25 protein-coding genes and 3 pseudogenes are annotated in these 23,876 nt (G+C 49.6%); 15 read left to right on the top strand and 13 right to left on the bottom strand.

From position 1 onward, the window contains the following. Positions 1 to 216: 216 nt before the first annotated feature. Entirely contained in the window at positions 217 to 630 is a 414-nt protein-coding gene (locus KME12_25845) for a hypothetical protein (GenBank protein ID MBW4491195.1), read from the top strand. 216 nt (positions 631 to 846) lie between these two features. Here KME12_25845 and KME12_25850 read toward each other — a convergent pair whose 3' ends face one another. The 3 genes from KME12_25850 to KME12_25860 all read right to left on the bottom strand — a co-directional run bounded on the left by KME12_25850 (position 847) and on the right by KME12_25860 (position 2,362). Then, positions 847 to 1,080 (bottom strand): hypothetical protein, encoded by a 234-nt coding sequence (locus KME12_25850; protein MBW4491196.1) that lies wholly within the window; start codon positions 1,078 to 1,080, stop codon positions 847 to 849. 207 nt (positions 1,081 to 1,287) lie between these two features. Next, entirely contained in the window at positions 1,288 to 1,608 is a 321-nt protein-coding gene (locus KME12_25855; GenBank protein ID MBW4491197.1) for a hypothetical protein, read from the bottom strand. A 535-nt stretch (positions 1,609 to 2,143) separates the two neighbouring features. After that, positions 2,144 to 2,362: a hypothetical protein gene (locus tag KME12_25860; GenBank protein MBW4491198.1), complete on the bottom strand. Its 219-nt coding sequence runs from the start codon at positions 2,360 to 2,362 to the stop codon at positions 2,144 to 2,146. A gap of 641 nt (positions 2,363 to 3,003) precedes the next feature. On the opposite strand from KME12_25860, the gene KME12_25865 reads away from it, so the two are divergent. The 3 genes from KME12_25865 to tnpA all read left to right on the top strand — a co-directional run bounded on the left by KME12_25865 (position 3,004) and on the right by tnpA (position 4,957). Continuing rightward, positions 3,004 to 3,570 carry a tetratricopeptide repeat protein gene (locus KME12_25865; GenBank protein MBW4491199.1) on the top strand — a complete coding sequence of 189 codons (567 nt, stop codon included), beginning with the start codon at positions 3,004 to 3,006 and terminating at the stop codon, positions 3,568 to 3,570. Between the two features lie 37 nt (positions 3,571 to 3,607). Further along, the gene (locus tag KME12_25870) at positions 3,608 to 3,763 is read left to right on the top strand and encodes a hypothetical protein (protein MBW4491200.1); all 156 of its coding nucleotides are present in this window, start codon (positions 3,608 to 3,610) and stop codon (positions 3,761 to 3,763) included. A 774-nt stretch (positions 3,764 to 4,537) separates the two neighbouring features. Then, entirely contained in the window at positions 4,538 to 4,957 is a 420-nt protein-coding gene (gene tnpA / locus KME12_25875; protein ID MBW4491201.1) for an IS200/IS605 family transposase, read from the top strand. A gap of 120 nt (positions 4,958 to 5,077) precedes the next feature. On the opposite strand, the gene KME12_25880 is transcribed toward tnpA, so the two are convergent. Beyond that, positions 5,078 to 5,887: an FAD-dependent monooxygenase gene (locus tag KME12_25880; protein ID MBW4491202.1), complete on the bottom strand. Its 810-nt coding sequence runs from the start codon at positions 5,885 to 5,887 to the stop codon at positions 5,078 to 5,080. A 374-nt stretch (positions 5,888 to 6,261) separates the two neighbouring features. Then, complete coding sequence (locus tag KME12_25885; GenBank protein ID MBW4491203.1) at positions 6,262 to 6,684, bottom strand: hypothetical protein; 423 nt, start codon at positions 6,682 to 6,684, stop codon at positions 6,262 to 6,264. 181 nt (positions 6,685 to 6,865) lie between these two features. Here KME12_25885 and KME12_25890 point away from each other — a divergent pair, with 181 nt between their 5' ends. The 3 genes from KME12_25890 to KME12_25900 all read left to right on the top strand — a co-directional run bounded on the left by KME12_25890 (position 6,866) and on the right by KME12_25900 (position 11,460). Next, positions 6,866 to 7,114, top strand: a complete 249-nt coding sequence (locus KME12_25890) for an HAD hydrolase-like protein (protein ID MBW4491204.1) — start codon at positions 6,866 to 6,868, stop codon at positions 7,112 to 7,114. Between the two features lie 48 nt (positions 7,115 to 7,162). Beyond that, positions 7,163 to 7,537, top strand: coding sequence for an HAD-IA family hydrolase (locus KME12_25895; protein MBW4491205.1), 375 nt, complete (start codon positions 7,163 to 7,165; stop codon positions 7,535 to 7,537). 788 nt (positions 7,538 to 8,325) lie between these two features. Next, a complete protein-coding gene (locus KME12_25900; protein MBW4491206.1) occupies positions 8,326 to 11,460 on the top strand; it encodes a hypothetical protein in 3,135 nt (1,044 codons plus the stop codon). 404 nt (positions 11,461 to 11,864) lie between these two features. Here the strand turns inward: KME12_25900 and KME12_25905 are convergent, their stop codons facing one another. Then, on the bottom strand, positions 11,865 to 13,541 hold the full coding sequence (locus KME12_25905; protein ID MBW4491207.1) for a GMC family oxidoreductase N-terminal domain-containing protein: 1,677 nt from the start codon (positions 13,539 to 13,541) through the stop codon (positions 11,865 to 11,867). A 623-nt stretch (positions 13,542 to 14,164) separates the two neighbouring features. Between KME12_25905 and KME12_25910 the strand changes: the two genes are divergently transcribed. From KME12_25910 to KME12_25925, 4 genes are all read left to right on the top strand, one after another. Then, positions 14,165 to 15,865, top strand: coding sequence for a VCBS repeat-containing protein (locus KME12_25910; GenBank protein MBW4491208.1), 1,701 nt, complete (start codon positions 14,165 to 14,167; stop codon positions 15,863 to 15,865). Positions 15,866 to 15,875: 10 nt separating this feature from the next. Further along, the gene (locus KME12_25915) at positions 15,876 to 16,346 is read left to right on the top strand and encodes a HEAT repeat domain-containing protein (protein ID MBW4491209.1); all 471 of its coding nucleotides are present in this window, start codon (positions 15,876 to 15,878) and stop codon (positions 16,344 to 16,346) included. 511 nt (positions 16,347 to 16,857) lie between these two features. Then, on the top strand, positions 16,858 to 16,998 hold the full coding sequence (locus tag KME12_25920; GenBank protein ID MBW4491210.1) for a hypothetical protein: 141 nt from the start codon (positions 16,858 to 16,860) through the stop codon (positions 16,996 to 16,998). Between the two features lie 254 nt (positions 16,999 to 17,252). After that, positions 17,253 to 17,702, top strand: a complete 450-nt coding sequence (locus tag KME12_25925; protein ID MBW4491211.1) for an acetyltransferase — start codon at positions 17,253 to 17,255, stop codon at positions 17,700 to 17,702. 3 nt (positions 17,703 to 17,705) lie between these two features. Here KME12_25925 and KME12_25930 read toward each other — a convergent pair whose 3' ends face one another. Then, on the bottom strand, positions 17,706 to 17,891 hold the full coding sequence (locus tag KME12_25930) for a hypothetical protein (protein MBW4491212.1): 186 nt from the start codon (positions 17,889 to 17,891) through the stop codon (positions 17,706 to 17,708). 71 nt (positions 17,892 to 17,962) lie between these two features. Here KME12_25930 and KME12_25935 point away from each other — a divergent pair, with 71 nt between their 5' ends. Then, entirely contained in the window at positions 17,963 to 18,745 is a 783-nt protein-coding gene (locus KME12_25935) for an aminotransferase class I and II (protein MBW4491213.1), read from the top strand. Then, entirely contained in the window at positions 18,723 to 19,145 is a 423-nt protein-coding gene (locus tag KME12_25940; GenBank protein MBW4491214.1) for a DUF3037 domain-containing protein, read from the top strand. The genes KME12_25935 and KME12_25940 overlap by 23 nt, the downstream gene beginning before the upstream one ends. Before the next feature lie 67 nt (positions 19,146 to 19,212). On the opposite strand, the pseudogene KME12_25945 reads toward KME12_25940, so the two are convergent. From KME12_25945 to KME12_25955, 3 genes and pseudogenes are all read right to left on the bottom strand, one after another. Then, positions 19,213 to 19,906: pseudogene (locus KME12_25945) on the bottom strand (IS1 family transposase). Positions 19,907 to 20,265: 359 nt separating this feature from the next. Beyond that, a complete protein-coding gene (locus KME12_25950) occupies positions 20,266 to 20,643 on the bottom strand; it encodes a hypothetical protein (protein ID MBW4491215.1) in 378 nt (125 codons plus the stop codon). Between the two features lie 192 nt (positions 20,644 to 20,835). After that, positions 20,836 to 21,101 (bottom strand): annotated as a pseudogene (locus tag KME12_25955) (PQQ-dependent sugar dehydrogenase). A gap of 293 nt (positions 21,102 to 21,394) precedes the next feature. Between KME12_25955 and KME12_25960 the strand changes: the two are divergent. Next, complete coding sequence (locus KME12_25960) at positions 21,395 to 22,234, top strand: nucleotidyltransferase family protein (protein MBW4491216.1); 840 nt, start codon at positions 21,395 to 21,397, stop codon at positions 22,232 to 22,234. Positions 22,235 to 22,598: 364 nt separating this feature from the next. Further along, entirely contained in the window at positions 22,599 to 22,925 is a 327-nt protein-coding gene (locus KME12_25965) for a calcium-binding protein (GenBank protein MBW4491217.1), read from the top strand. 189 nt (positions 22,926 to 23,114) lie between these two features. Here KME12_25965 and KME12_25970 read toward each other — a convergent pair whose 3' ends face one another. From KME12_25970 to KME12_25980, 3 genes and pseudogenes are all read right to left on the bottom strand, one after another. Next, positions 23,115 to 23,342 carry a hypothetical protein gene (locus KME12_25970; protein MBW4491218.1) on the bottom strand — a complete coding sequence of 76 codons (228 nt, stop codon included), beginning with the start codon at positions 23,340 to 23,342 and terminating at the stop codon, positions 23,115 to 23,117. A 51-nt stretch (positions 23,343 to 23,393) separates the two neighbouring features. Further along, positions 23,394 to 23,570 carry a hypothetical protein gene (locus tag KME12_25975; GenBank protein MBW4491219.1) on the bottom strand — a complete coding sequence of 59 codons (177 nt, stop codon included), beginning with the start codon at positions 23,568 to 23,570 and terminating at the stop codon, positions 23,394 to 23,396. 192 nt (positions 23,571 to 23,762) lie between these two features. Further along, positions 23,763 to 23,876, bottom strand: a pseudogene (locus KME12_25980) (IS5/IS1182 family transposase).

Below are 23,876 nucleotides of genomic sequence, written 5' to 3' on the forward strand. Positions count from 1 at the left end.
TTAATTGGACCGGGCACTAGGCGTCTCTATGGCTATTAGTAGACAGTCCTAGTGTCTTTTCTTTAGGGTCCTAATTTGACGCGATCCCGTTCTAGAACAGGAGCTGAAATAGCGATCTCACGAGCGGCCTATGCAGTTGTCGTCAAGGCCTATTTAATTGTCACTGCATAGGAGCCATATCTGAAGGGCGTGATATTCAATACTTGCTGTTGAAGGATGCACAGACTTATCTATGGTGAGTGGTTAAGCTTCAAGCTGATTGCTTTATTGGGAGCACTTTCCAAATTGGGGTTGGCTTACGTGACCTTAATGGCAGTTGCTGGAGCGATGACAGGGCTATATTTTGCGCTCTTGCTCGGCTTGCTGGTCTATCGTTTGGGAAATTCTAGGAACGATGATGAAGCCAATTTGATTCTCTCTTGTACGCTAGGAGGGTGGCTTGCCACTCTCTTAACGATGGTCTTGGTAGCTAGCGCCACAGTTATGTGCAACCAGGAACCTGAGAATTGTAGTTATCCCGTTCTATCCTCTGTGGCTGGCTGGGCCGTTTTAGCAGTCGGAGCTGTACCATTTTTAGGTGCCATCTTAGGAGCAGTCATATACTGGCGATCGCTCAGAAGGCGGAAATAGACAAAGTGAGAACTCGCGAGTTTAGCCATCATGTAGACCTGTTCAAGCTTGAACTTTTTCCCGAAGCGATCGCACACAGTAGTCAGTGTTATGATTTAGCGCTCTTCTTCACAGTCGCTACATCCCCAACCTAGTTTAAGTTTTAGGCTTTCTTTACAATCCATGAAAATTAGAAATTTCCTCTGACCCGCCATAGATGCAAGAAGCCTAGATATTTCACAAAACTGACGACAGCCCGATTAAGCGACCTTGGCTGCGTCGCTTCAACCACAATCGACACACTTCATCCACAAGTTGCTGCTCTTCAGCTGTCAATAACTCATCCGGCGTCTCAGCAGCCAGAAGTTTAGCCACTTCTGCGGCTCGACTCTCAGGTATGGCTCGATGAATCAGTTCGACCCGAAACAGCACTTCTTTATGCTCGATCGACCAACTAGACTCGTTTGACATGAACCAACCCAATCAGGAACACGCAACTCCACGAATTGCTATTCATCCTTGCTGATTCCCCTCAGACAAGCAATCTTACTTAAGAAGGAAACTGTGGGGGTTACTTCTGTGCCACAGCAAAGCTTTTAGGACAAGGAATCGAACTAGACAAATCACTAGCTAGTTTCTGCTTCTGGCTGATCACTAGAAAGCGGCTGTCTAATATCATCAAGAAACTTTCTTCTCGACACTTTTTAGTGAGAAACCTGAAGCCGCGATCGCCTGTTTGAAGGGAGCTGACGCAGCCACAGGCAAAGTTCTTAGACTGACCCATACCTTGTACTCATTTCTCATGGCAGTAATGCAAATTTGAGCCCCGTGTTCCGACAAACCTAAGGCTAAGCAAAAAGCTTTTTGCCGATCTTCCGCCTGGTGAGTCGTGCAGAGGCGATACAGCTCGGTGCCAGCGTACATGCCTTCACAAATCTCGTTGTGATGCCAAAACTTAAACGGATGCACTAGCTCATGGGACAAAACTAAAGGCAACATGGCGGCTGGATAAAACGATAGACAATCATCTTTCGTGATAAGTCAAGAATGATACGTATACGTCTATATAGAGGCAGAGTGGCTGTAAAAGCTGTCTATTCCTAGCTTGAACGAGTTCTCTAGCTCTATAAAAGCTCCTCGTGGCATGTCATTGTCAAGTGCTGATGACATAATCACCCTTAACCCTGCTGTAATGGAATAACTCACCCACCTGGCTGAGCTAAACAAAGTATGAATGTAGGGTTCTAGACCTAAAGTAAGTATAAATACCTAAATTGAACCGATGACCCACTATTCCAGACTGCTGTAGAGGGCGTGTTCTGAAGTGAAGGATCGTCAAAGCAATGCAGCTAGGAGAGCGCTGGTCAGGTTCACTCCAATGAACTCAAAACCAGCGTTTCTCTGCAATACTAACCATTGTAGTCTCAGTCAGCCCCGACACAAGGGAGAGACTACTTATTAAATATAGGGCTTGCCAGTTTCAAGCTAGAAGGCCCCAACGCTATCTTTGTTGCTGTTGGGCTTGATGAAAGACTCAATGGCTCGATCTCCCTAGCTCTGAAGGGCCTGATAACGGAATCAAGCTAAAGGGAGCAAACAAAAACAGGAGGAGTGAGAAGAGCGAAACCTGTATTCCAGCGGTAGGGGAGACGAGCGTTGCAGTATTAGGAGCGCGACGGCAGGAGGAAATCGCTAAGCTCAACATCCAGGTAGCGAGTAGGGCGATCGCAATGGCTAGAAGGGGTAGCAGCATGGAGCCTCCGAGGAGTGCCACTTGTGTGGGTTGATGCCTGACACCATAACGAGGCCAACTTCCACTTGCAACATTTCTTAATGGAAAAGTGGAGTTGTAATACTTAGATACAACTCTCTTAGAAATGGCACCTGAGGCCTAACTCTTTACAATCCTGGCTATCAGCACTGGAGCTTTGAGTCCGTCCCGTCTTTGGGTCGTTGTGGCTGTAAACCCAGGATAAGAAGCTGCCACTTCCAAAAGGATTTATGAGAGCTCACCCTAAAGAATCTGTTAGTTTCTATTCCTGCTGCTCCGCCATCAAGCTCCTCAGGGGCGCTTCAGTTTACAGTTCAATCCCGTAGTCAAGCTCGCCTGAGCTCTTCTATCTCAAGAGTGAGTTTTGGTTTAACTGAAGGCTCTCAATACGCCTCACTGACAGAGGCCAGACAGTTGGCCTCTGTCAGTGAGGATGGGAAAGTTCTGCCTTTACGTCTGGCAAAAGTAGTAATTCTCCCTAACGCTGAAACACCCCAAATGGTGGAGGAGCTCATTTCTGTAGGTTCGTTACCTTGTCTAGGACAATAACCCGCTAATTCAGAAGCCTGTTTCAAGGATTCATTCGACTCGTGCGATTGCTGCACTAGTTTATAGGTAACACCATGAACAGGATTCATTCGGCGCTCACGACTTTGGGCCTTGCTACGACCTTATTAGGCATGCCCACGCTCGTTCAAGCTCATTCCACTGCTGCGATTACAGCCCCGATGGGCTCTGTCGATGCTTACAACGAAGGCGTGTACCAAGCTCAACAAGGCAACTATTCAGCGGCGATCGCCCATTGGGGACAAGCGCTTGCCTTTAATCCGCAATTCTTAGAGGCGCATTACAATCGGGGAGTTGCTTATCTGTTGCTTAGAGATGCACCCGCAGCGATCTCAGAGTTCGATCGCGCCCTAGAGCTCAACCCTGAAGATGCGGATGCTTACAAGAACCGAGGTTTGGCTCATCAGGCCCTCGGCAACAAACCTGAGGCGATCGCTGACTTTACCCAATCCTTGCAGTGGAACCCCCAGGACGCAGAAACTCATCAAAATCGTAGCTTCGCTCGCCTGAGTTTAGGAGACAAAGCGGGCGCGCTCCAAGATGCCCGTCGAGCCTCCGCTTTATTCTTAGCGCAGGGAAACCCTCAGGAAGCTCTGCGGAGTGTTTCTTCAGACACCTTATAAGAGAGCCAAGTAAGTTTTGGGCTGAGCCTTTTCATCATTGCTCATTTCACTCCATCGCTCCATCACCCTCTCGGCTCCTAGAGTTATTACCCTAGGAGTTTTTGCTTCTATTGCTCTTAAGCAAACCGGAGCCTTCAGCAGTGATTGCTTCTTAGCGCATCTAAAGCTGCGATCGCTCCTAGTGCATGGTTGAGTTATGGCAACAAGGACGCAATAATTCAACGATAGAATATGGACTTCAAACCCTAAAAACAACCGAAATTGTGAACAGTCTTTATGCGAGAGTTCACTAAATGGCTACTTTATGACAATCAGAAAGAACTGTTCCAATACCCTTATGCAAACGCCCTGAACCTCCTTTTCCTCACGCTGATCGCATTGTTGCTCTGGCCCCTAGACAAGACGATATTGGCCTTTCACTTAGCAAAGGGGTACTGGCTCTTCTAGATTATTCTTCTGGTCACCGTTGCGGTGCTAGTCTGGACTCGCCTCATCATCATTGACTCTCAAGCGGTCAAGAATACCTGTAACGCCAGTGTGGAGTTGATACGCTAGGATTCCCCTTCTTTATGCACTGTACCCCGGCTGATGTCTCGGATGACGCAGGATTGCTTGAGATGCTGAGCTTGAATATTGATTACTTCAAGTCAAACCCTATGAACATTCCGAAGATTACGATCTTGTTAGACCATGGTTATCATGTAGAGCATCTGGTTGAGGAGTTAGAGCAGGTTTATCCTCAGATGATGACGAAGATCAGGTTTGTAGATGCTGTCTTGAAAGTCAAGAGGCTAGATTGGGGTCGAAAGGACGGTTGGACTTGAGTACCCCATAAACAATATGGGCTAACTAAATTCTTGGGGTAAGCCACTGGTTCGACCAGTGCGACTCGACCAGCTTTGAGCGTTGCGGCAGTAAAGTAACTCCCACGGTGGCTTGGTGAAGCAAAACCGTAGGAGAGAATATCATGTCGCAATTGTATCAAAGCCTTTCCCACTCCAAGTGGGACTGCAAGTATCACATCGTGTTCACACCCAAATATCGTCGCAAGGCAATGTTCGGAGAGATTCGTAAATTTCTCGGCCCAATTTTTCATGAGCTAGCGCGGCAAAAGGAGTGTCGCATTATTGAGGGACATCTGATGCCAGACCATGTTCATATGTGCATTGAAATTCCGCCAAAGTATGCAGTGGCATCGGTAGTTGGATTTCTCAAAGGCAAGAGTGCAATTGCGATTGCACGTCAATTCAGTGGCAAGCAACGCAATTTCAATGGTGAAAATTTCTGGGCACGAGGATACGCGGTGTCAACGGTTGGATTTGAACTAGCAGCGGTACGTCACTACATCCGCGAACAAGAGACTGCCGATAAAGGCGGGCAATTCTAACGAGAACAGATAGCCCTCAGCGAGGACATCCGCCTTTGAGGCGGGCACACTCATCAAGCCACCAGCTTCGCTGGGGGTATCTGACTTCAGCATTGGCCTTACCTCCTCTCTGGCTCAGGGTCAGTTGTCAGTGGGCTGCTCTTTCCAAAACTGCTCGGCAAATGCGATCGCCGGGTGGATAGGGGCTTTGGGTTTGCTTCTGAGCACCATTCCGGTTTCGTGCAATAGGCGATCGCCGGGTTGAGGAGCCAGAATAATTCGAATATTCTGATTCAAATTGGAGGTATGAATAAAATCAGGAGCGAGTTTGATGCCTTGGGTCGCATTCGTGCGCTCTAAAAAAATCGACTTATAGGTATCAGGCACATAACTTTGCTCACACTGCAACCCGTAGGACTGTTCCAAGGCGGTTCTGACCCGCGATCGCGCTCCATCCGCTCCAATCAGCCGATCATAGGAGACCACGATGCGCTCTCCCGCATTCGACTGGAAGCTGACGGTTTGCTCGTCTCGATTCAATCCTTCACAAGTGCAGTCAAAGGTGAGGCGCAGTTGCTCTGGATCGCGGTAGCGATCGCTCAGTTGTTCGAGCAATACCAGCACCAAGCAATTGCGATCGATCGTCAATACAGGGTTTTTGCGGGGGATGGAGCGAAATGCCCCTTTGCGATGCACACAGGTGCCTCGGCAGAAGACACTGTGCTGCGCGATCGCTGCTTCTAAGCCTGGAATGCCTTGGAGTGCCTTCTGTCCCCGCGACTGCAACGAGATGGGAAACGAGCGGCGCTGGTCTGGATCAGCTTGCCTAGGATCAGGACGATTGTCATAGATGGCAACTCGGTAATGCCGCTGGAGCAGGTAGTGAGCCAGCAATAGGCCCGCAGGACCTGCACCAACAATCACAACATTCTGGGGAGAGATCGCCATCATCCAAACTTAGAGACACATCACAGAGGCGTATTAAAATCAGCCGAGGAATTGACTGATCCGCCGATTTTAACACGCCCCGATAAGACTTTGAATTTCCTCAAATGCGGACTGAAGGGTCTCTCTGTATCTCCCTCAATCGCCCGTTCAGAAAAGGTGCAAGCCTCGAACTCAGTTTCGGGCTCGAACTCAGTTTCGGGGGTGAGGAGGTATAGCTGGCTTTTAAGAATTTCTGGAAGCAGTTGTCCCAGTTAAAGGCATTTCAGAGAAACGGTTGCTAGCTCAGACACTGGGTTATGTTCTTAGAGAGAGAAGGGATGGAGAAGCAATCGCTTCGTTGCTGGCTCTCGCTGTAATGCTTGAGAGGATCTGTCGCTTTACAGCCCTTTGGTCATTTTGGATATCAGCTCTCTGATGCTTACCAGAACGGTACATAACGGTAACCAGGGAAGATAAAAAGCAGCAGGAATAAACCAAGAAGAGCGCGGGTCTCCAAAGTCAGGACAAAGCACAACGCTCCAGGCTGCTAGGAGGACACTGCCAATGACGACATAAGAAAGTGGCATCCCGATCCAAATCAAACAAGTGCTCAATAGAGGGGCCACAATGGAACCGATGAGACCCGCTGTTTCAAGAGAAAACGGTGCTTCACCAGCGGCTGGGACAGGCCTATAGCCAGAATGAGCATCGGTTTTAGCCCTAACATCGACTGAGGCTGCAATCAGGTAAGCCCAGGCCACAGCTCCGACCATCGATCCACAAACAGCCTCCAACCCGATAGCCAGCCACCAAAACTGCATCGAAGTTTAGCTCCCTTCCCGTCTTGCCAGTGGCTTCAGTGTAAAACAGCAACGTTGGGTTTTCTCCCTGAAATGGACAGTCAAAAAACTGTCTTGGGAGGCGATCGCCCTATTAAACTAAGCCCCGTCAGTATTGTGTCTATTAGAGTGTAGGTTGAGAGAGTCGTTAGGAGTTCAATGGATGGTTGAGGCAGTTCTTTTCGATCTAGATGGAACCCTGCTGGATCGGGACGCATCAATTAGGCAGTTCATTGCAGCCCAGTATGACAGACTCGGCAACTACTTAAGCCATATTCCTAAAGCCGATTACGTTAGCAGATTCATCGAACTAGACTCTCAGGGTCATGTTTGGAAAGATAAGGTTTATCAAGCGCTGATTGTAGAGTTTGACATAAGGGGTTTAAGTTGGCAGACGTTGCTCCAGGATTAGGAAACACAGTTTCAGGTTCACTGTGTTCCATTCCCTTTTCTCGTTGAAGTGTTAAGTGGGTTGAAGCAGCAAGGCTACCTGTTGGGCATCGTGAGTAATGGTTTGGAAACATTCCAAACTCGTGCAATTGCAGGATTAGGAATTCAAGATTACTTTGAGGTGATTCTAATTTCTGAAATTGAGCAAGTGAGAAAACCACAAGCAGAAATTTTTCACAGAGCTGTGACACGATTGGGAGTGACCGTTAGGCAGAGTGTGTTTATTGGAGATCATCCTGAAGCGGATATCAGGGGCGCGAAGAACGCTGGAATGACAGCGATTTGGAAACGGAGTTTGTACTGGGAGGAGGCGAAAGGAGCAGATGCAATCATCGATGAACTCGATGAAATTCCTTCCATTCTTCAGCAATTTGAGAGCCGTTGAGAGCAGCTAACAATTATCGCTCAGCAGCTAAAAAGCCCCAAGGCTCCCACTCGCCTTCGCGGAGCAGTTATTTCAATATGGGACGTTTAGCGATCGCTAAACAGTTCATTCACTGATTCGATTACCCTTTCCTCCGATACCAGGAGAAGCGATCGCTCTGGTGAAATAGAAGGCGAAGGGGCGATCGCTCCGCTAAGTAATTGCCCCCTTAGCTGTGGATTGCTCTACCTCTAAAAGTGCCCATCTGTCCTTATGAAGACCTCTTCAAGTACCGTTGTTGCTGCTGGTTGGGGTGAGTGTTCGTGGGTAGAATAAGCCGCTGGGATTGGTGGTACAGTAGGCGATCGGATTTTTGCATTGGTTTGAATTGAGCCTTTAAATCCATTAATCCGGTGCAGCGGGGCTTAGGTGAAAAGGGGCAATTCACAAATTGAGACAAGCGGGCGGGGATGGTGTAAATATTCCTCAAACCAGTCTCTAGCAATACTTCGAGCTTTGAGTCAGTGGGGCAAATACTGAGAGAAAGCCACCCTAATCTTAGCCATGACACTAACTCGTGAATTTACAGAGGACTCTGCTTATTCCTAAGGAAAGTTTATGGTAACAATGCGGGGGTTGCGGTTCTTAAACCCAAGCGTTCTTAGCTATTTTTGATTTGTTTCCTGCCACAAAAATTGGAGCCCGCGAGAGGACAAGGCTGCTCAGGTGTCAGCCTGTTTCATCCTGCTTGCCATCGCTTCCAGGCTAGATGAAAATCCGCAACCCATCTACTTCGCAACAACAATTTTATGACCATCACCGTCTCGGGATTCTCAGAATCTGTTTATTTTAGTGGCTTGCCTACCACGCCGTCTGGATTGACCGTTGACCCCGTGACAGGAACTCTCTTTTTCGCTGATTTTGGAGATACGAATGGTATCTTACGCCAGCTGACGACGAATAAAACTTTCTCAACGGTTACAACTGACTTTACCCCAGGAAGCGGATTTTATGCCTACATGGCAACTGATATTCAGTTTGCCAATGGTTTTGTCTATACGCTCTTATCTAATGGTGATTTAGTTCAAGTTGATATAAAGACAGGCAGTTCTGCGGTTCTGACCAATTTTGCTGGATTTGGAGCCGAAGCTGGATTAGGTATCAACGGCAGTAAACTTTATGTCACCGATGGGACGGGGGGTGCGAACCAGATTTGGGAATATGATCTCAGCAGCAATACCAAAACGCTCAAGGTTTCTAACCTGCCCTCAGATGCCTTTGGGCTAGAATTCGACCTGGCTCGGAACAAGGCTTATTTTGCGGTTGGTGGCAGTGGATTTTATGTTGTGGATCTAGCTGCTGGCACTTACCGCTTACTAGCACCTTCAGCATCGGGAGTTGGTAACTTCGCGATCGACCCCACTAGCAATTTTCTCTATGCCCGAGTTGGCGATACCATTCAACGCATTTCTGCGGATAATGGTTCTGCTATCACCTTCCAAACTGGACTCGCATATGACGACAAAGGGGATTTGACCTTTGGCCGCTCCTCTTCTGGTTCTGGTAGTAGCCTTTATGTTGCTAATGGTAATAGCATCATTGAGATTTCTGGGTTTGCTTCATCAGGTTTTGGTTTTAGTTCTAGCAACTTACCACCAGCCAACTTCACGGGAACCGATGGTAATGACATCCTCCCAGCGAGTGGAGCGAATAATACAGGGGATGATACCTTTGCTCCCCGGCTAGGGCGTGACTATGTAGATGGGGGAGCAGGCAACGATCTCTTAGTCGTGGACTACTCCGCTAACTCCTATGTCGGCAATGGCGGGCCACCTGCTGGAATTCAAAGTTATCTCTCTCAGACGGGTCCCAATAGTTTCAATGGTTCCGTCCGTGCCTATAAAGATAACTATGGCAACTATGACGAAGTCCAGTTTTCCAACATTGAGCGCTTCTATGTAGTTGGCACTAACGCCAATGATGTCATTTTGGGAGCCAGCGGCAATGACACCTTGATCGGCAATGGTGGTAATGACATCCTCGACGCTGGTTCAGGCAATGACACCATCAATGGCGGTTTCGGCAACGATGACATCCGAGCAGGTGATGGCAACGATACTATTAATGCAGGGCTTGGTAATGCAGACCGAGCCGATGGCGGTAATGGTAACGACCTGCTCCTTGTGGACTACTTGACGAGTGCCAGTGTCTCTCCAGGACAATCTGCTCCTGGCATCTACAACCAAACCTACACAAATGCTTCTGGTACCTACTCAGGATTCTTCGATTTCTACAACGCCAGCACTGGTCAGTTCAATCGAGTAGACTTCAACAATATTGAACGCTTTCAGATTGAGGGCTCTCAGTTCAATGACTACCTCAACGGTACAGTCGCTGAAGATCTTCTCAATGGCAGTGGTGGTGATGACATTATCGAGGCGCGCGAAGGCAATGACACCCTCAGTGGCGGCCTTGGCAATGATGACATCCGAGCAGGTGATGGCAATGATACTATTAATGCAGGGCTCGGTAATGCAGACCGAGTCGATGGCGGCAATGGTAACGACCTGCTCATTGTGGACTACTCAACTAGTGTCAGTTCATTTCCAATGGCTCCTGGCTTGAGCTTGTCTAGCTATATTTATCCCAGTAATCCTGGTAGCTACTCTGGCTCTTTCAGCGTCTATAACTCCAGCACTGGCCAGTCCAATCGGGTGGACTTCAACAACATTGAACGCTTCCAGGTTGAGGGCTCCCAGTTCAATGACAACCTCATGGGGACGATGGTTGATGAAACCATCAATGGGAATGCTGGTGATGATGTGGTCGAGGCTGGAGCAGGCAATGACACCATCAATGGCGGCAATGGTAATGATGATATCCGAGCAGGTGATGGCAATGACATCATTAATGCAGGGCTTGGTAATACAGACCGAGTCGATGGTGGCAATGGTAACGACCTGCTCATTGTGGACTACTCGGCTACTGTCAGCGCAAACACAGCTCCTGCGGCTCCTGGGCTGGGCTTGTCTAGTTATGCCTCTCTTTCGTATGACTTTGGTAGCTACTCTGGTTCCTATAGCGTTTATAACTCTAGTAGCGGTCAATCTCACCAAATGAACTTCAACAACATAGAGCGCTTCCAAATTGAAGGCTCTATGTTCAATGACTACCTCACTAGTACCTTGGCAAACGATGTCATCAATGGAAATGCTGGTGATGATGTGATCGATGCCCGAGAAGGCAATGACACCATCCACGGTGGCCTTGGCAATGACGACATCCGAGCAGGTGATGGCAATGACATCATTAATGCAGGGCTTGGTAATACAGACCGAGTCGATGGTGGCAATGGTAACGACCTGCTCATTGTGGACTACTCAACCACTGTGAGTACAGGGGGTAGCCAAGGTCTTAACATGTCTAGCTCCTTCTATATGAGTGGATCTAGTGGCTACTCTGGCTCGTTCAGTGTTCATAACTCCAGTACTGGCCAGTCCAATCGAGTAGACTTCAACAACATAGAGCGCTTCCAGATTGAAGGGTCTCAACTCAATGACAGTCTCATGGGGACAATGACTGATGACACAATTAATGGGGGTGCCGGGAGTGACATGCTCGTGGGTGGCCAAGGCAACGATGTCTTAACCCTGGGCAGTGACATGAACAGTGATACTGTGCAGTACAACAATGGTGAGGGTACAGATACCGTTCACCAATTCATTCGAGGCATGGGTGGGGATCAGATGTCCTTCTCGTGGATCAATTACATTGATGTCAGCACTGTGGGTACAAGCACAGAATTCCGCGTGGGAGACGGTATTCAGAACAATACCGGATTCGGTACAGGCACTTTGCTCGTTACCCTCAATGGCACTACCGGGTTTAGCGCTGGCGATATTGGCATCAACCTGAGGTCTACAGGCCAATTCTCGTTCAGCTAACTTTGGTGCCTTTGGTCGTATAAAGACCGAAGTACAAGCTGCACAATCTAAACTTTGAAATCAACAGGGTAAGACACAAACTACCCTGTTGATTGACGCTAAAGGCTTCAATCACCTCGTTGCGTTCCCTAATTCCGGAGAAGTCAGAGGGGCGATCGCTCTGGTGACGCCGAACCCAGACCACACTTTAATCTTCGAAAATTCCTGATTTTGGATTGAGTGCTTGGTGGAGTAAAGGCGATCGGATTTGGGGATAGAGGGGTAAGAGGTGTTGCTACCCCTAGTGAGACAGGAAGACCAACGCTACGAGGCGCTTCAGGGCGATCGCCCGCAATGGCATTGACATTTCACAGTCAGGGCTCCCGTCACAGCCTGCCTTGGCAAAATTAAGAAGATCCATCTCGTTAGCCCAGGTGTCGAGACAGGCGCAGAGCGAGCGCACCCAGCGTGCGAACTGGGTTGGCGGCGGAACTGAAGGGCATCACCGACATATCACAGACAAAGAGACGGGGTGTGCCAGAAACGCAAAGGTTTTCGTCAACGACTGAGCTGGATGCGAATGGGGCATCGAAGCGTGGTTTGTATGGCATGCGTAGGGTGCCAGCCGCGTGGTGGACCGTCCCCCAACCAAACCCTTTACCTCCTTGCCCGTACCAAACCTCATTGACCGGACGAGCGGGTTGACCGTTGTGTTGGAACTGCGAGAAAATCTCGTAGGTGACCTGATTGAGCACGGCCCAGATGTGCGCAGGGCTTTTCTGCCAGCCTGCCAAAGCAGGAAACCGAGACTCCGCTAGGTGGTTCGTCCAACTGAGGTTCCGGAACGTAACCTCCGGCACATATCCAAAGGGTGGGGCCGCCTTCACTTCATTGCCATCGTCGAGGCAGTTGCCGAAGCTGAACTTAATGTCGATTCGCGCCGCGCCAGTCGGAATGCCCATTCCCCTTTCACTAGGGTCGTTCTCTCGCAGGTGCCAGTACTCGTGATTGATATTCATTTCGACGTTGAACGGGTAGCGGATTTCGTTGTTCGAGTCACGTAGCCCACGAGAATAAAAGACAATCTTGGCGTGGTCATCTTGTCCAAGGCTGACGTTACCAATACTCGTCGCAAACGTCGTGATCTCATTCGAGGTGGGATGGTCAGTGAGCCCCCGACCAATCAGGGCTTGTGTTTCCGGTGACAGCGACGGATACAGACTGGAGCGTCGCAGTAGCTTCGGGCTTTCAATCGAACCCGCCGCGAGAACTACACTGCCCGCGCGGAAGGTGCGGATCTGACCCGTTAACGTGTTGCGGACAACGAGGGCAACATGTCCGTCATGGTTCTGAACATCCTCGACGTAATGGTTGAGGAGAATGTGGAGTCCGGGACCATCGCCAGGTCTAACCCCTGGTGTCAGTCCGACCTGGTTGACAAGTAACTCAGCCGTATTGAAGACCCCCGTGGGCTCTGTGAAGAACTGGTCTTTCGGCGTGCCGTCAGCTTCCAGATAGGGTTGGTGCAGCGCCCGTGGGGTTTCCTGAATCGAGAAGTCCGAGGCCAGCGGCGACTGGCGCAAGCGCGCGACCACAGCTTGTGCCGTGGACCCCATCGACCGCGATTCGTTCATGGCCGCACCTGCTTGGTTCAGCAGTCCTCCAGCCAGGTCTTGCCGTACCTGGGGCGGGAAGAAGTCGAGTTCCCATCCCTGCACGCTGGGGATCAGACCCGACCAGAAGATCGACCGTCCCCCGAAGTTGAGTTGAGGTTTCTCACCAATGAAGTTTTGCGAGCGGGAATCTCCCGCCTGCCAGAAGGTGTCACACCCAAAGTGTTTAGCAAGGTCTGCGTTCGGAAATCGGCAGATGTTGTAAGCGTGGGTAGGGTAGATGAATGACCCGGCTTCTAACACAAGGATTCGCTTCTGGGTGCCAAGGCGCTCGGCCATGTCGTCTGCGAGGATGCCACCACCGATCCCGGAGCCAACGATCACGATGTCAAAATCGTCGCGCCCTCCCATATACTGCAAAAAGAGGCGTTCCTGAGCGACCGACGCCGCCGAGACAAAGTTTGTGTAGGTAGAGGGAGTAAAGGTCATTGCCCGCTCACTATTGTGGATTGAGATGCCGTTCGATCGCTGGAGAAGGGTTGATTATCAGCGTTGTCATCCATGAGGTTCCTCCAACTTGTTTATGGAACTGGCAAGTCAGTGAAGTGTCAAGTTGACCTCATGGAAAAGCGGTTGCTGGAAAGATTAACCCGATATCCCTCAGCCATTTCCGTATCCACTATCACTAGGTTTGATGCTATTTGACAGTACCCCTGAGGGTACTACTCACCGTTTCAGATTCATGGCTTTGGTCTAGATGAGCAGCACTAAAACATCTCTACACGTGGATTGAGAAGAGATCTGGGCACCACAGCGTCCAAACGCTTCAACAATCTTTGAAAGCATCAGAGATGCAGGGACAGAGGGCGATCGCGTCTCTCAATGTTTGAGTTTCTAAAGCATTGGTATTGAAATTAGTGATCCCCTGAATTGGCGTTGGAGTAGGTTCTTAGCAGATCTCCCCCACTATTAGTCCCGTGCCAAGAGTACCCATGAGGGTAATTTTTCACCTGCTTTTCCCGTCTAAATTTGAGATATCGCGCCTCAAGATTGAGTTAATCGTTGAATCATTCGTAGCAATGTGTATTTTCCCGTTGTTAGGGGACTGAATAATGATCAGAAGGAAGAGTGATTTTGATGGGGATGGGATCTCTGAAATCCCTGTTACCAGCCCCTGGGGCATTGGCGTGTTGAAGCTGTCGGGCAACCTTTTGACCTCCGCCGTGATGGCCCCCAATGGCACTCGCTTTGGTGGCTGGTTGCTCAATACAGCCGATAACCGATTTGACCTGATGGCCGATTTCGATGGAGATGGGCGAACTGAAATTCTGGTCACCAGCCCCTGGGGCATCGGTATTTTGAAACAATCCGGCAATACCCTCACCGCAGCAATGATGGCCCCCAATGGCACTCGCTTTGGCGACTGGTTGCTCAATACAGCTGATAACCGATTTGGCCCCGTGGGAGACTTTGATGGAGACGGACGAGCCGAAATCTTGGTCACCAGCCCCTGGGGTCTCAGCATTTTTAAGCTATCGGGCAATACGATGACGGTGTCGGCAATCGCTGCCAATGGCACCCGCTTTGGTGACTGGCTGCTGAATACAGCCGATAATCGCTTCAGCCCAGTGGGGGATGTCGATGGAGACGGCAGAGATGAAATTCTCGTCACCAGTCCCTGGGGCATTGGGGTATTGAAGCTGTCGGGCAACACGCTGACTGTAGTGATGATGGCTCCCAATGGCACCCGCTTTGGTGGCTGGTTGCTCAATAGCGTAGACAACCATGTCGTCACAACGGCCGATTTGGACGGGGATGGCAGAGCCGAGATCATCATCACCAGCCCCTGGGGCATTGGGGTATTAAAGCTGTCAGGGAATACGCTAAGCGCAGTGATGATGGCCCCCAACGGCACTCGCTTTGGCGACTGGTTGCTGAACACGCTGGATAATCGGATTGGACCTGCTGCCGATTTTGATGGGGATGGCAAATCTGAACTTTTGATTGCCAGCCCCTGGGGCATTGGGGTGCTCAAACTCGCGGGAAATACTTTCAACGTGCCGATGATGGCTCCCAACGGTACTCGCTTTGGGGGATGGCTATTGAACACAGCGGACAACCACTTTGAGAGTCTAGTGGACTTTACGGGGGATGGTCGTGATGACATTCTCGTCACTAGTCCCTGGGGCATCGGTATCTTTCGGTTCGCGGGAAATACTTTCAACGTGCCGATGATGGCTCCCAACGGTACTCGCTTTGGGGGATGGCTATTGAACACAGCAGACAACCGTTTTGAGCTAGGCGAGCAAACCCTGCGTTTGCACCTCAAAGTTCTGACAAATCCCAATATTGCGGTCAATCGCATGGTTGCGGCCATGCAGCAGGTTTATGAAGCAGTGGGCATTCGTGTGCACTGGGTGAGTACGGAAACGTTGAATTTGCCAGCTCTGGACGATGTTGAGGTGGGCTCCTGCACCCTGGGATCAGTCACCGCAGAGCAGACCCAACTCTTTGCCAACCGCAATAACGCCTGGGGTCGTGATGTGGTGGTCTATTTCGTGCGCTCAACCGTTCCAGTGTTTAACGGCTGTGCCGCCCATCCTGCGGGTCGACCTGGGGCGGTAGTGGCTCAAATTGCCACAGTCTGGACGCTCGCCCACGAGGTCGGCCATGTTTTAGGGTTGAACCATGTGAGTGATAACAATCGGTTGATGACCGGCAATGGCACTTCAAACATTACGAATCCTCCGCCTGACCTCTTATCGGTTGAGGTAAATTCGATGCGGGCGAGCACGTTGACCTTTGCAAGCTAAGGAGAGAATGATGCCAATTACCATGCAAAATGTTCGCTTCTATCTGGATGCGGAAGAAGTGAACTATAACCGGGCAAAGGAACTTGGACCCGAAGCTATCCCATTTTTGCTGGAGCTAGTCCAAGGGGAAGACTTAGCTTTGGCTTCAAAAGCCACCTATCTGGCAAGTTTGATTCAGACCGAAGCGGCAGTTGCTGTCCTCCAAACCGCTGCTGCTAGCCCGGAAGCGGTGGTGCGGGTTGCAGCAGCCTCAAGCCTTCGCAATCTCCCTGAGGTCCAAGCGGAAAAAGTACTGGGCCAATTGGTAGATGACCCAGATGCCGGTATTCGAAAGGTAACGCTGAACTCAGCAAGACCATTTCGATCGCTGGAAATAGAAGCAAAATTGCAGCAGGTCGCTGAAACCGACCCAGAGGATTTTGTTCGCAATGCGGCGCTCAGCACGGTAAGGATAATGCAAAGGAAACGGCAATTACCCTGAAGGAGTGTGGGGACAACTGTCCCCATTGACCCACATGACTAAAATATTTGGGTTTGAAGAACGTGTTGTCCTTGATCACTTACTTTGTATTCTCGCAGCGTTAATAACCATCACTAGAACAGCTTCCATCCATTGTGATTAACTGTGTAGCTGGGAATTAAACCGATATTAACGAGTTTTTTGCAGTATTCCCGGAAAGGATTGGTTGGAACTAGCGATCGGGCTTAAACCAGTGTCAAAGCAGTCAGGCTTCTATTCAATTCGTCTTTAATTGAAATCTGTTGTGGCTGATCGTTCCGGTGAGACCAGAGGGGCGATCGCTCTTTCAACCCTAGAGCCACTGCAAGCAGATATCCGAATTGACAACTGGCATGGATGAGTCGCACTTCCCTGGCTTAGTGATCTTCCTCAATTGGAAAAAAGTTGCACGAGCGATCGCCCTTGGCTTTCTTCTGAGTTTGGATAGATATCACGATTGCGGCATACAACTCACTACACTTGACTGGCGTCGATGCCGTGGCTGAGGGCGATGCGACCTGTAATGCTTGAAGCATTTGCCGGCTGTTCACTCACCACTTACCCCCTACCCCTCCGCCTAGAGCAACTGAGCCTAACCGACGCTCAAGCGATCGCAGGGGCCTCAGGTCGGTAATCGAACTGCCGCTCATAACTAGTATCATGAGTTGCTTCAGGAATGCCAACGGCTTAGATTCTGAATCTGATATTCTACTAAAAACAATTGCTCCAAATTTTTCAGCGTGGTCAAAGGCTTGAGGTCACTAATCGAATTCTGGCCCAAATTCAGCAGCATCCATTGAGTCAAGCTACTGAGGGGACGCAAATCCGCGATCGCGACCTTGTAAACTACAAGTCGAAATCTAACAAAGAGGTAAGTTCTGAAGAACGATGCAACGACAAGATGACATTTCGCTAATCTCAACCACAGACTTTTCACGCGTTGTTGAAGTGTGGGAAGCCTCTGTCCGAGCCACCCATACTTTTCTTTCAGAGACAGACATTCAGTTCTTCAAACCCTTGGTGCTCAACAGACTTTCTCAGATAGCCCAGTTGGACTGCGTGCGAGATCATCAAGGTGAAGTGATTGGCTTCATGGGTGTGGTTGAGAAGAAAATTGAAATGTTGTTCGTTGATCCATCCTGGCGGGGACAGGGAATCGGACGACAACTAGTCCGACATGCTATCGAGATTCTGGGTGCGACAAAAGTGGATGTAAACGAACAGAATGAACAAGCAGTAGGATTCTATCTACAGATGGAATTTCAAATCGAAGGGCGAGCGCAGTTCGATAGTATGGGTAAACCGTTTCCTCTCTTGCATCTGCAGTTAAAGACTTGAGGGTTAGCGCTTCGCCACTGGTAGGAAGCTACACAAGTAACTCCTGTGTGGATAGGTTATGCTAAACAGCTCACTTTCATATAGCCCGCGATCGCGCTCCGAACTCATATTGATAATCAGTTGCCACAGCCCATCCGCCGTTGCCATTTGGGCAAATCGCCGCTCAAGCTCAAGCGGGTCTTGCTTCATGGCTCATTGTTTTCCCGAGCTAGCCGTGACAAAGTGATTATTATAAACAGCTCAGAGCGTTGGGTCAAAAGATGAGCTTACGAACCGTTATTGCGACTCGATATGTCACTCCGCTGCGCGAAGGTGGATCGCTGCCAGCCATTGTTGAAGCGGATGATGATGGCATGTATGTCCTAAAGTTTCGAGGAGCTGGGCAAGGCGCGAAAGCTCTGATTGCTGAGTTGCTGGCAGGGGAAATAGCTCGATCCTTGGGATTACCCGTCCCTGAGATTGTTTTCGTTCACCTCGATGCTGAACTTGCCCGCACTGAACCTGACCCAGAAATACAAGACTTGATTCGGGCGAGTGTCGGTCTGAATCTGGCCCTTGACTATCTTCCTGGCTCTGTTACATTTGACCCCATTACAGCAAAACCTGATGCTGCCCTTGCCTCTTTAATCGTCTGGTTTGATGCTTATGTGACGAACATCGATCGCACAGCCCGTAACACCAATATGCTGATGTGGCACCGCCGATTGTGGCTGATCGATCATGGTGCAGCTCTCTACTTCCACCATACCTGGAGCAATTACTTAGAACGTAGCCGTGCTCCTTTCCCTGCCATTAAGGATCATGTTTTACTCCATTGTGCTAGCACTCTTAGAGAGGTAGATGCAAAAATAACGGAACGGCTTACACCAAGCGTCATCAAGTTCATCGTGGAGCTGATTCCTGAGGCTTGGCTAGTGGAAGAATCTCCATTTAGTGGAGATCTTCAACATCGAGAAGCCTATATTGAATACCTAGTGAGGCGGCTGGAAGCGCCGCGTGTTTTTCTGGAGGAAGCAGTTCGTGCACAAGCTCTTAACGTATGATTACGCCATCATCCGCGTTGTTCCTAGAGTTGAGCGCGAGGAGTTTGTGAATGTGGGGGTCGTTGTTTCATGTGCGAGCAGCAAATTTCTCGAAGCCCGCATTGAGCTAGATGAGCAGCGCCTGATGGCACTTGACCCTGCAATTGATCTTGAAACTATTCGAGATTATCTCGCAGCCATTCCACTCATTTGTGCTGGAGGAAAACAAGCAGGACCCATCGGTCAGCTACCTCAACGCGATCGCTTCCACTGGATTGTGGCTCCTCGCAGCACCGTGATTCAGACCTCACGAGTTCATACAGGTCTTTGCCCAAATCTGTCCAATGTTATGGAACATCTTCTTGACACAATGGTGCGTCCATGGCAGCCCAACAAAACCACTGCGATTCATACGGTTTAGGGCTTGACGTTGGAGACCGATGAGTTTGAGAAGAGAGAATTCTGGCATTGCTGAATGAAGGTATGAACTAAGCTGGAACAGGCACATCCCAGAATTTCAAGTAGTGAAGTGACAAGCGAATCGAGTGTCTCAGCATTTCCTCGCTCTTGGAATAGCACAACGTCTTGCGATGCAGACGAGCTAGATAGTGCCGTAAGCGGGTATTTTCTGACTCGACTCGGGTCATATAGGTTTTACTCACAATCTGGTCCCCCTCTGGAATAAAACCCGGATAAACACTCCATCCGTCAGTCACATAGAAATAGCACTGCCATTGAGCGACAACTGCCCATAAGGGAGTAAACGTCTCGGCACTATGGTCCCCTAACACCCACCCTAAAATTCCACAGGTGAAGTGGTCAACTGCCGTCCAGAGCCAGATTTTGTTTTTTTACCCCTGACAAAGGTTTCCAGTTCATCCAGTTCTCCGACCTGCGGAACTGTTTCTGGGTCATAAGCATCGGGGAGATGCTGACCCACTTGTTTGACCCAGTTAATCACAGTGGTGTGATGCACTCGCAATGACCTCGTTCAATGCCACGGAATCCCATGCCGTTGACGTACATCTTCAAGCATTCTCGTTTGACCTCATCCGAGTAGCCTAGGTGAGGCTCGTAGTGGTCGAGGAACTGGCGAGAGCAAGTCACGCAGATGTGATTCTGTTTACCTCGCTTTTTCCCATTCTTACGGATATGAGTGGAGCCACACTCAGGACATTGCATCCAGAATAACCTCAATTCATACTTCTATTCTGCAACGCCTTGCTTTTAATGTAATGCATTCCAATTGACTTCTGGATGGTTGAACATGACGAGCGGCGGGAACGCAGACGGAGAAGATAAAACAAAACCCCAACCTTGCCTAATGCAGGCGATCGGGGTTTTTCCTTTTGCGATGAAGGGTTAGGAGCTTGAGCTGGGACGATCATGTTAAGCCTTTTCTGATTGCAGTTGAAATTTACTGCTCCTGATACTGGCAGCAATTCTCATTTTGAAACATTTGTACTAAAATAAGAGCATTTAAAGGATTGTGCACTCAATTTTATGAGCGGCAGAATTCGGGTTCTAGCCAGTCCTAACTGTCAACAACGAGTGTTTCTGTAAGAATCATTCTCATACTGAGAATTGCTGGATTCATCCCGAATCACCGGAGCCAAGTGTAGCGGGTATTGCGACAGAGGATAGAGCCGCAGTTGCAGTGATTTTGTTGCCTTCAGCAGCAGTTGCAAATTCCGCAAATAGTTGTCTGCTAGTTCTAAAACGCTGGATGCAGAAACTGTGTTAATTTCCAACATGCTCTTGACAAATTCCGGCGCGAAATAGTCTGGGTTGCGACCTTCAGCGTTAGCCAGATCGTGGCAACAGCACAGCAGTTCATCGGCGCGATCGACGATGATACCTTCTGGATCGACGATAAAAAATTCTTGCTCCAAGCCAATCCGGCGCTTAACCTCACTCATATTGCCTCATGCTCTGAGAATGCCGTGGTTTGCCAACCGAGATCTATTGTCTACAAGCACAACTATTTGTAGTTTGCTCGATTGCCAGCATAGAGTTTATCTATCGCTTGCGCCATCGTGGTATTGGGCAACGGGAATGTTGTCGATGATGATTTTGTCGCGGGTAGCTTTGCCTCCGCCTCTGGACAACTGCTAGCGTCCCACTCGGTTCACCGATCTGCCATTTTTGTCTGTGGTGTAGTAAAGAGAGAAGCGCCGATTGTTAGCAAGGTTAGGGTGGGTGGTAATGCCGAGCAGACCCCCTTCTCCACTAGCAGTCATTGGTACGGTGGCGATCGCAGCAGCTTGCCTCCTCGCACCAGTCGCACAGGTCTGCGTCGCTCCGTCACCAGCAGGTCATGATTGGGCAGGAAGGCAAGGCCCCAAGGGAGATCCAACCCAGCAACCACCTGCTCCACTCAAATTTTTGCAGTTCCTGGTGGACCCTAACCAGAATGAACGACGCAACTCAGCACCAACAGGTCAATGGCCGGTGTCATCACTACGTAAAACAGCTTAGTCTCTTCTTGAACCATGCTGGATTGATTGAGTCAGTAACCCGCTCCTGGAATCAAAGACGGCTGGCAACTCTAGTCCCTTACAATAACTATAGTGAAGACAGGAATTCAGGCGATCGCTTGGGTTTGCTCTTTCTTTTTCCATCGAAGTTTGACGGTTAAGCAAGTATTGAGAACAGGGCGGTCAGTCTCGTATGGTAGTTGCCAAGGCAGGGTACCAACCCCAAGCAGCCGACACGAGTGTTGAGTCGGATGTCTATCAATTTCAGCTTTTGCGGCAGCGCACTAACGCTCAGCGCTGGAGGATAGCCGCAAAACTCACTCGATGGGCTAGGGCAGTATCCTTGCGAGGCATGCAGAAGGCCAATGAGTCTACGTTTCGGCTTCGCTTTGCCCAAGCGATTTTAGATGAGAAGTGGTTGCCCTGCCTGACCCCGACGAGTGACCCAGCCATGTGGATACAAGACCCTAGTGAAATTGCTCGCCTGCTGCATCCAGTCTTAGAGCAGCTTCGCATCCCTTACTACATCACAGGTGGTGTTGCAGCCAGCATGTATGGTGATCCGCGAACGACACGAGACATGGATGTAGTCGTCGAGCTGAGGCGAGAGGACATTGCCCAGCTTGCTGCTGTGTTAGAGCAAGAGGGCTTTTACTGTCCCCTAGGAGCGATAGAAGAGATTCAGCGGGGTCAAGGTAGTACTTTGAGCGTGACTCACATGGAGCAGGTGCTGAATGCAGATCTGCTCCTCAATGCGGATTCTGCCTTCGATCGCTCCAAGCTGGCTCGTCGTCGCCGAGAAGCGATCGATGAAGCTGGCGTGCTAGAGGTGTGGGTGATCGCACCGGAGGATCTGATTTTAGCAAAGCTGCTCTGGGGCCGTGGCACCCAGTCTGAGAAACAATGGCGAGATGTCTTGGGGGTTCTGAAAGTACAGACTGAGGCTTTGGACTATGCCTATCTTGCAGAGTGGGCACAGCGCTTAGGAATTTTGGATGATTTACAGCGGGCTCTTGTCGAGGCAGGAATATAGGCGATATTTAGTGATAACCTTCAATCTAGCCATCGTGTTGCTGTTCGCTGAGCAATGTTGCAACAAATGAGCTAGATAAGTAGTTTTTTACAACCCAACCTAGAAAAGCCCTTACTGAATAATGGATCACCCACCGACCCTTAGAGCAACCCAAGCTCTGGCTAAATCAACGAGCCTTCTACAGCGGATCATCCATCCAGCTACAGGGTTGACAATCCCAATGAACTCTTGCCGTTGTTATGCAATTCTGACCTGGCAAAAGAGCGTTGAAGTTTATCCAGGTGTAGTGTAGTACTCGGTAATATGTGGGATGGCTGCTATGGCAAAAGTGGAGCGGGACGAGGAGCGTGAGGAGCGCATCACGATGGAAATTGTGGTGGATGCTTATGGACCCGAAGAGCAAGCGATGGGTTGGTACTACTATTTACAGGACACGATGCAGTTTCCCTTCACAGCAGCCTGTGTCAGTAAGCGGCGTATTTCTCCTGTGAAAGAAGGCGCAACTTTAGAGGTGGTTGGTATGGCACCAGAGGATGAGTGCGAGCAGGAGATGTTTGTGGAGATTGAGTGGGAGGGCGATACCCTAGCAGTGCCGTTGATTCAGCTAGAGGCTCCCGAGGCAGACGAAGAGACGCAGCAAGCGATCGCTGACTGGCATTATTGGGTTAGTCAGGGCTACGAGTTTGGGTAGGGCTTAGTGCTCGAGCGCACCATTATCCGGCTCAGCCCTCCGTCAAGTTTTGAAATGGGAAAGCATCCTGAACATGCGTTGAACTGGTGATTTCCCTTTCAAACATCCCAAAAAATCTTGCGCGATGCCTCACTATCATTAGCGTCTCGTCTGAAGCTATAACCCCAATGCTATGGAGGGCTTTTAGTGCTAAATGCCGTTCTCATCCAGATAAGCTTTGATTCCTGCCTCTAGATCCTGGAGTGCAGCTTCCAGGCTAGGATAGCTATCTTCGCCTTCGTAAACGGTGCCACCTAAATCGTATGCCCGGACAAAAGCAGAAATCATCTCATTTTGCCCAATTTCAATCCAGCCAATTTCTTCGACAAAGCGATGGATAGTGGGATATTGTTCTTCAAAAGCCTTGGGTTTTGGCATTGAGATCTTCAGACTGAAGTGCTTTGCCAAATTTTACTGGGTTTCTAACCATCACATCCGAACTTCCCAGGTTTCGATCGCTTTTATGTCTTCAGCAATCGCTCCGAACTTCTCTTTAGCTAAAGGTTGATAAATTGGATCAGAAAATGGTTGGAAATCAGCAAACCACTCAGCAGTTAGATTACACAGCAGACGAAACTGGAGCGAGGTGGGGGCAGGTTGACTCACTCAACTAAAACTTCTAGCTTTTCAGGGGAGCGATAGAGTCAGTCAAAAACCTCCTTCACTCAATAGCAGAGACAGTATCCAGCGATATAGATATTCTCTGTGCGTAAAAGCGGAGCTTGGGGTCATAGGGATTCTGGCGATCATGAGTGAGGTACAGTAGACCTCCTGCATGAATAGGAAAGGGTGTGCCAGTTCGTAGTTGAGCAGGCCCGCAATCAGGTTTAAGCGCAAGCCAAACCGCTTTCTGCGGTTGCGATACCGCCCTGAAAAAATGCGGAAGATTTTGAAACGACGAATCACATGTTC

The sequence above is a fragment of the Trichocoleus desertorum ATA4-8-CV12 genome (assembly GCA_019358975.1).
Lineage (GTDB): Bacteria > Cyanobacteriota > Cyanobacteriia > FACHB-46 > FACHB-46 > Trichocoleus > Trichocoleus desertorum_A.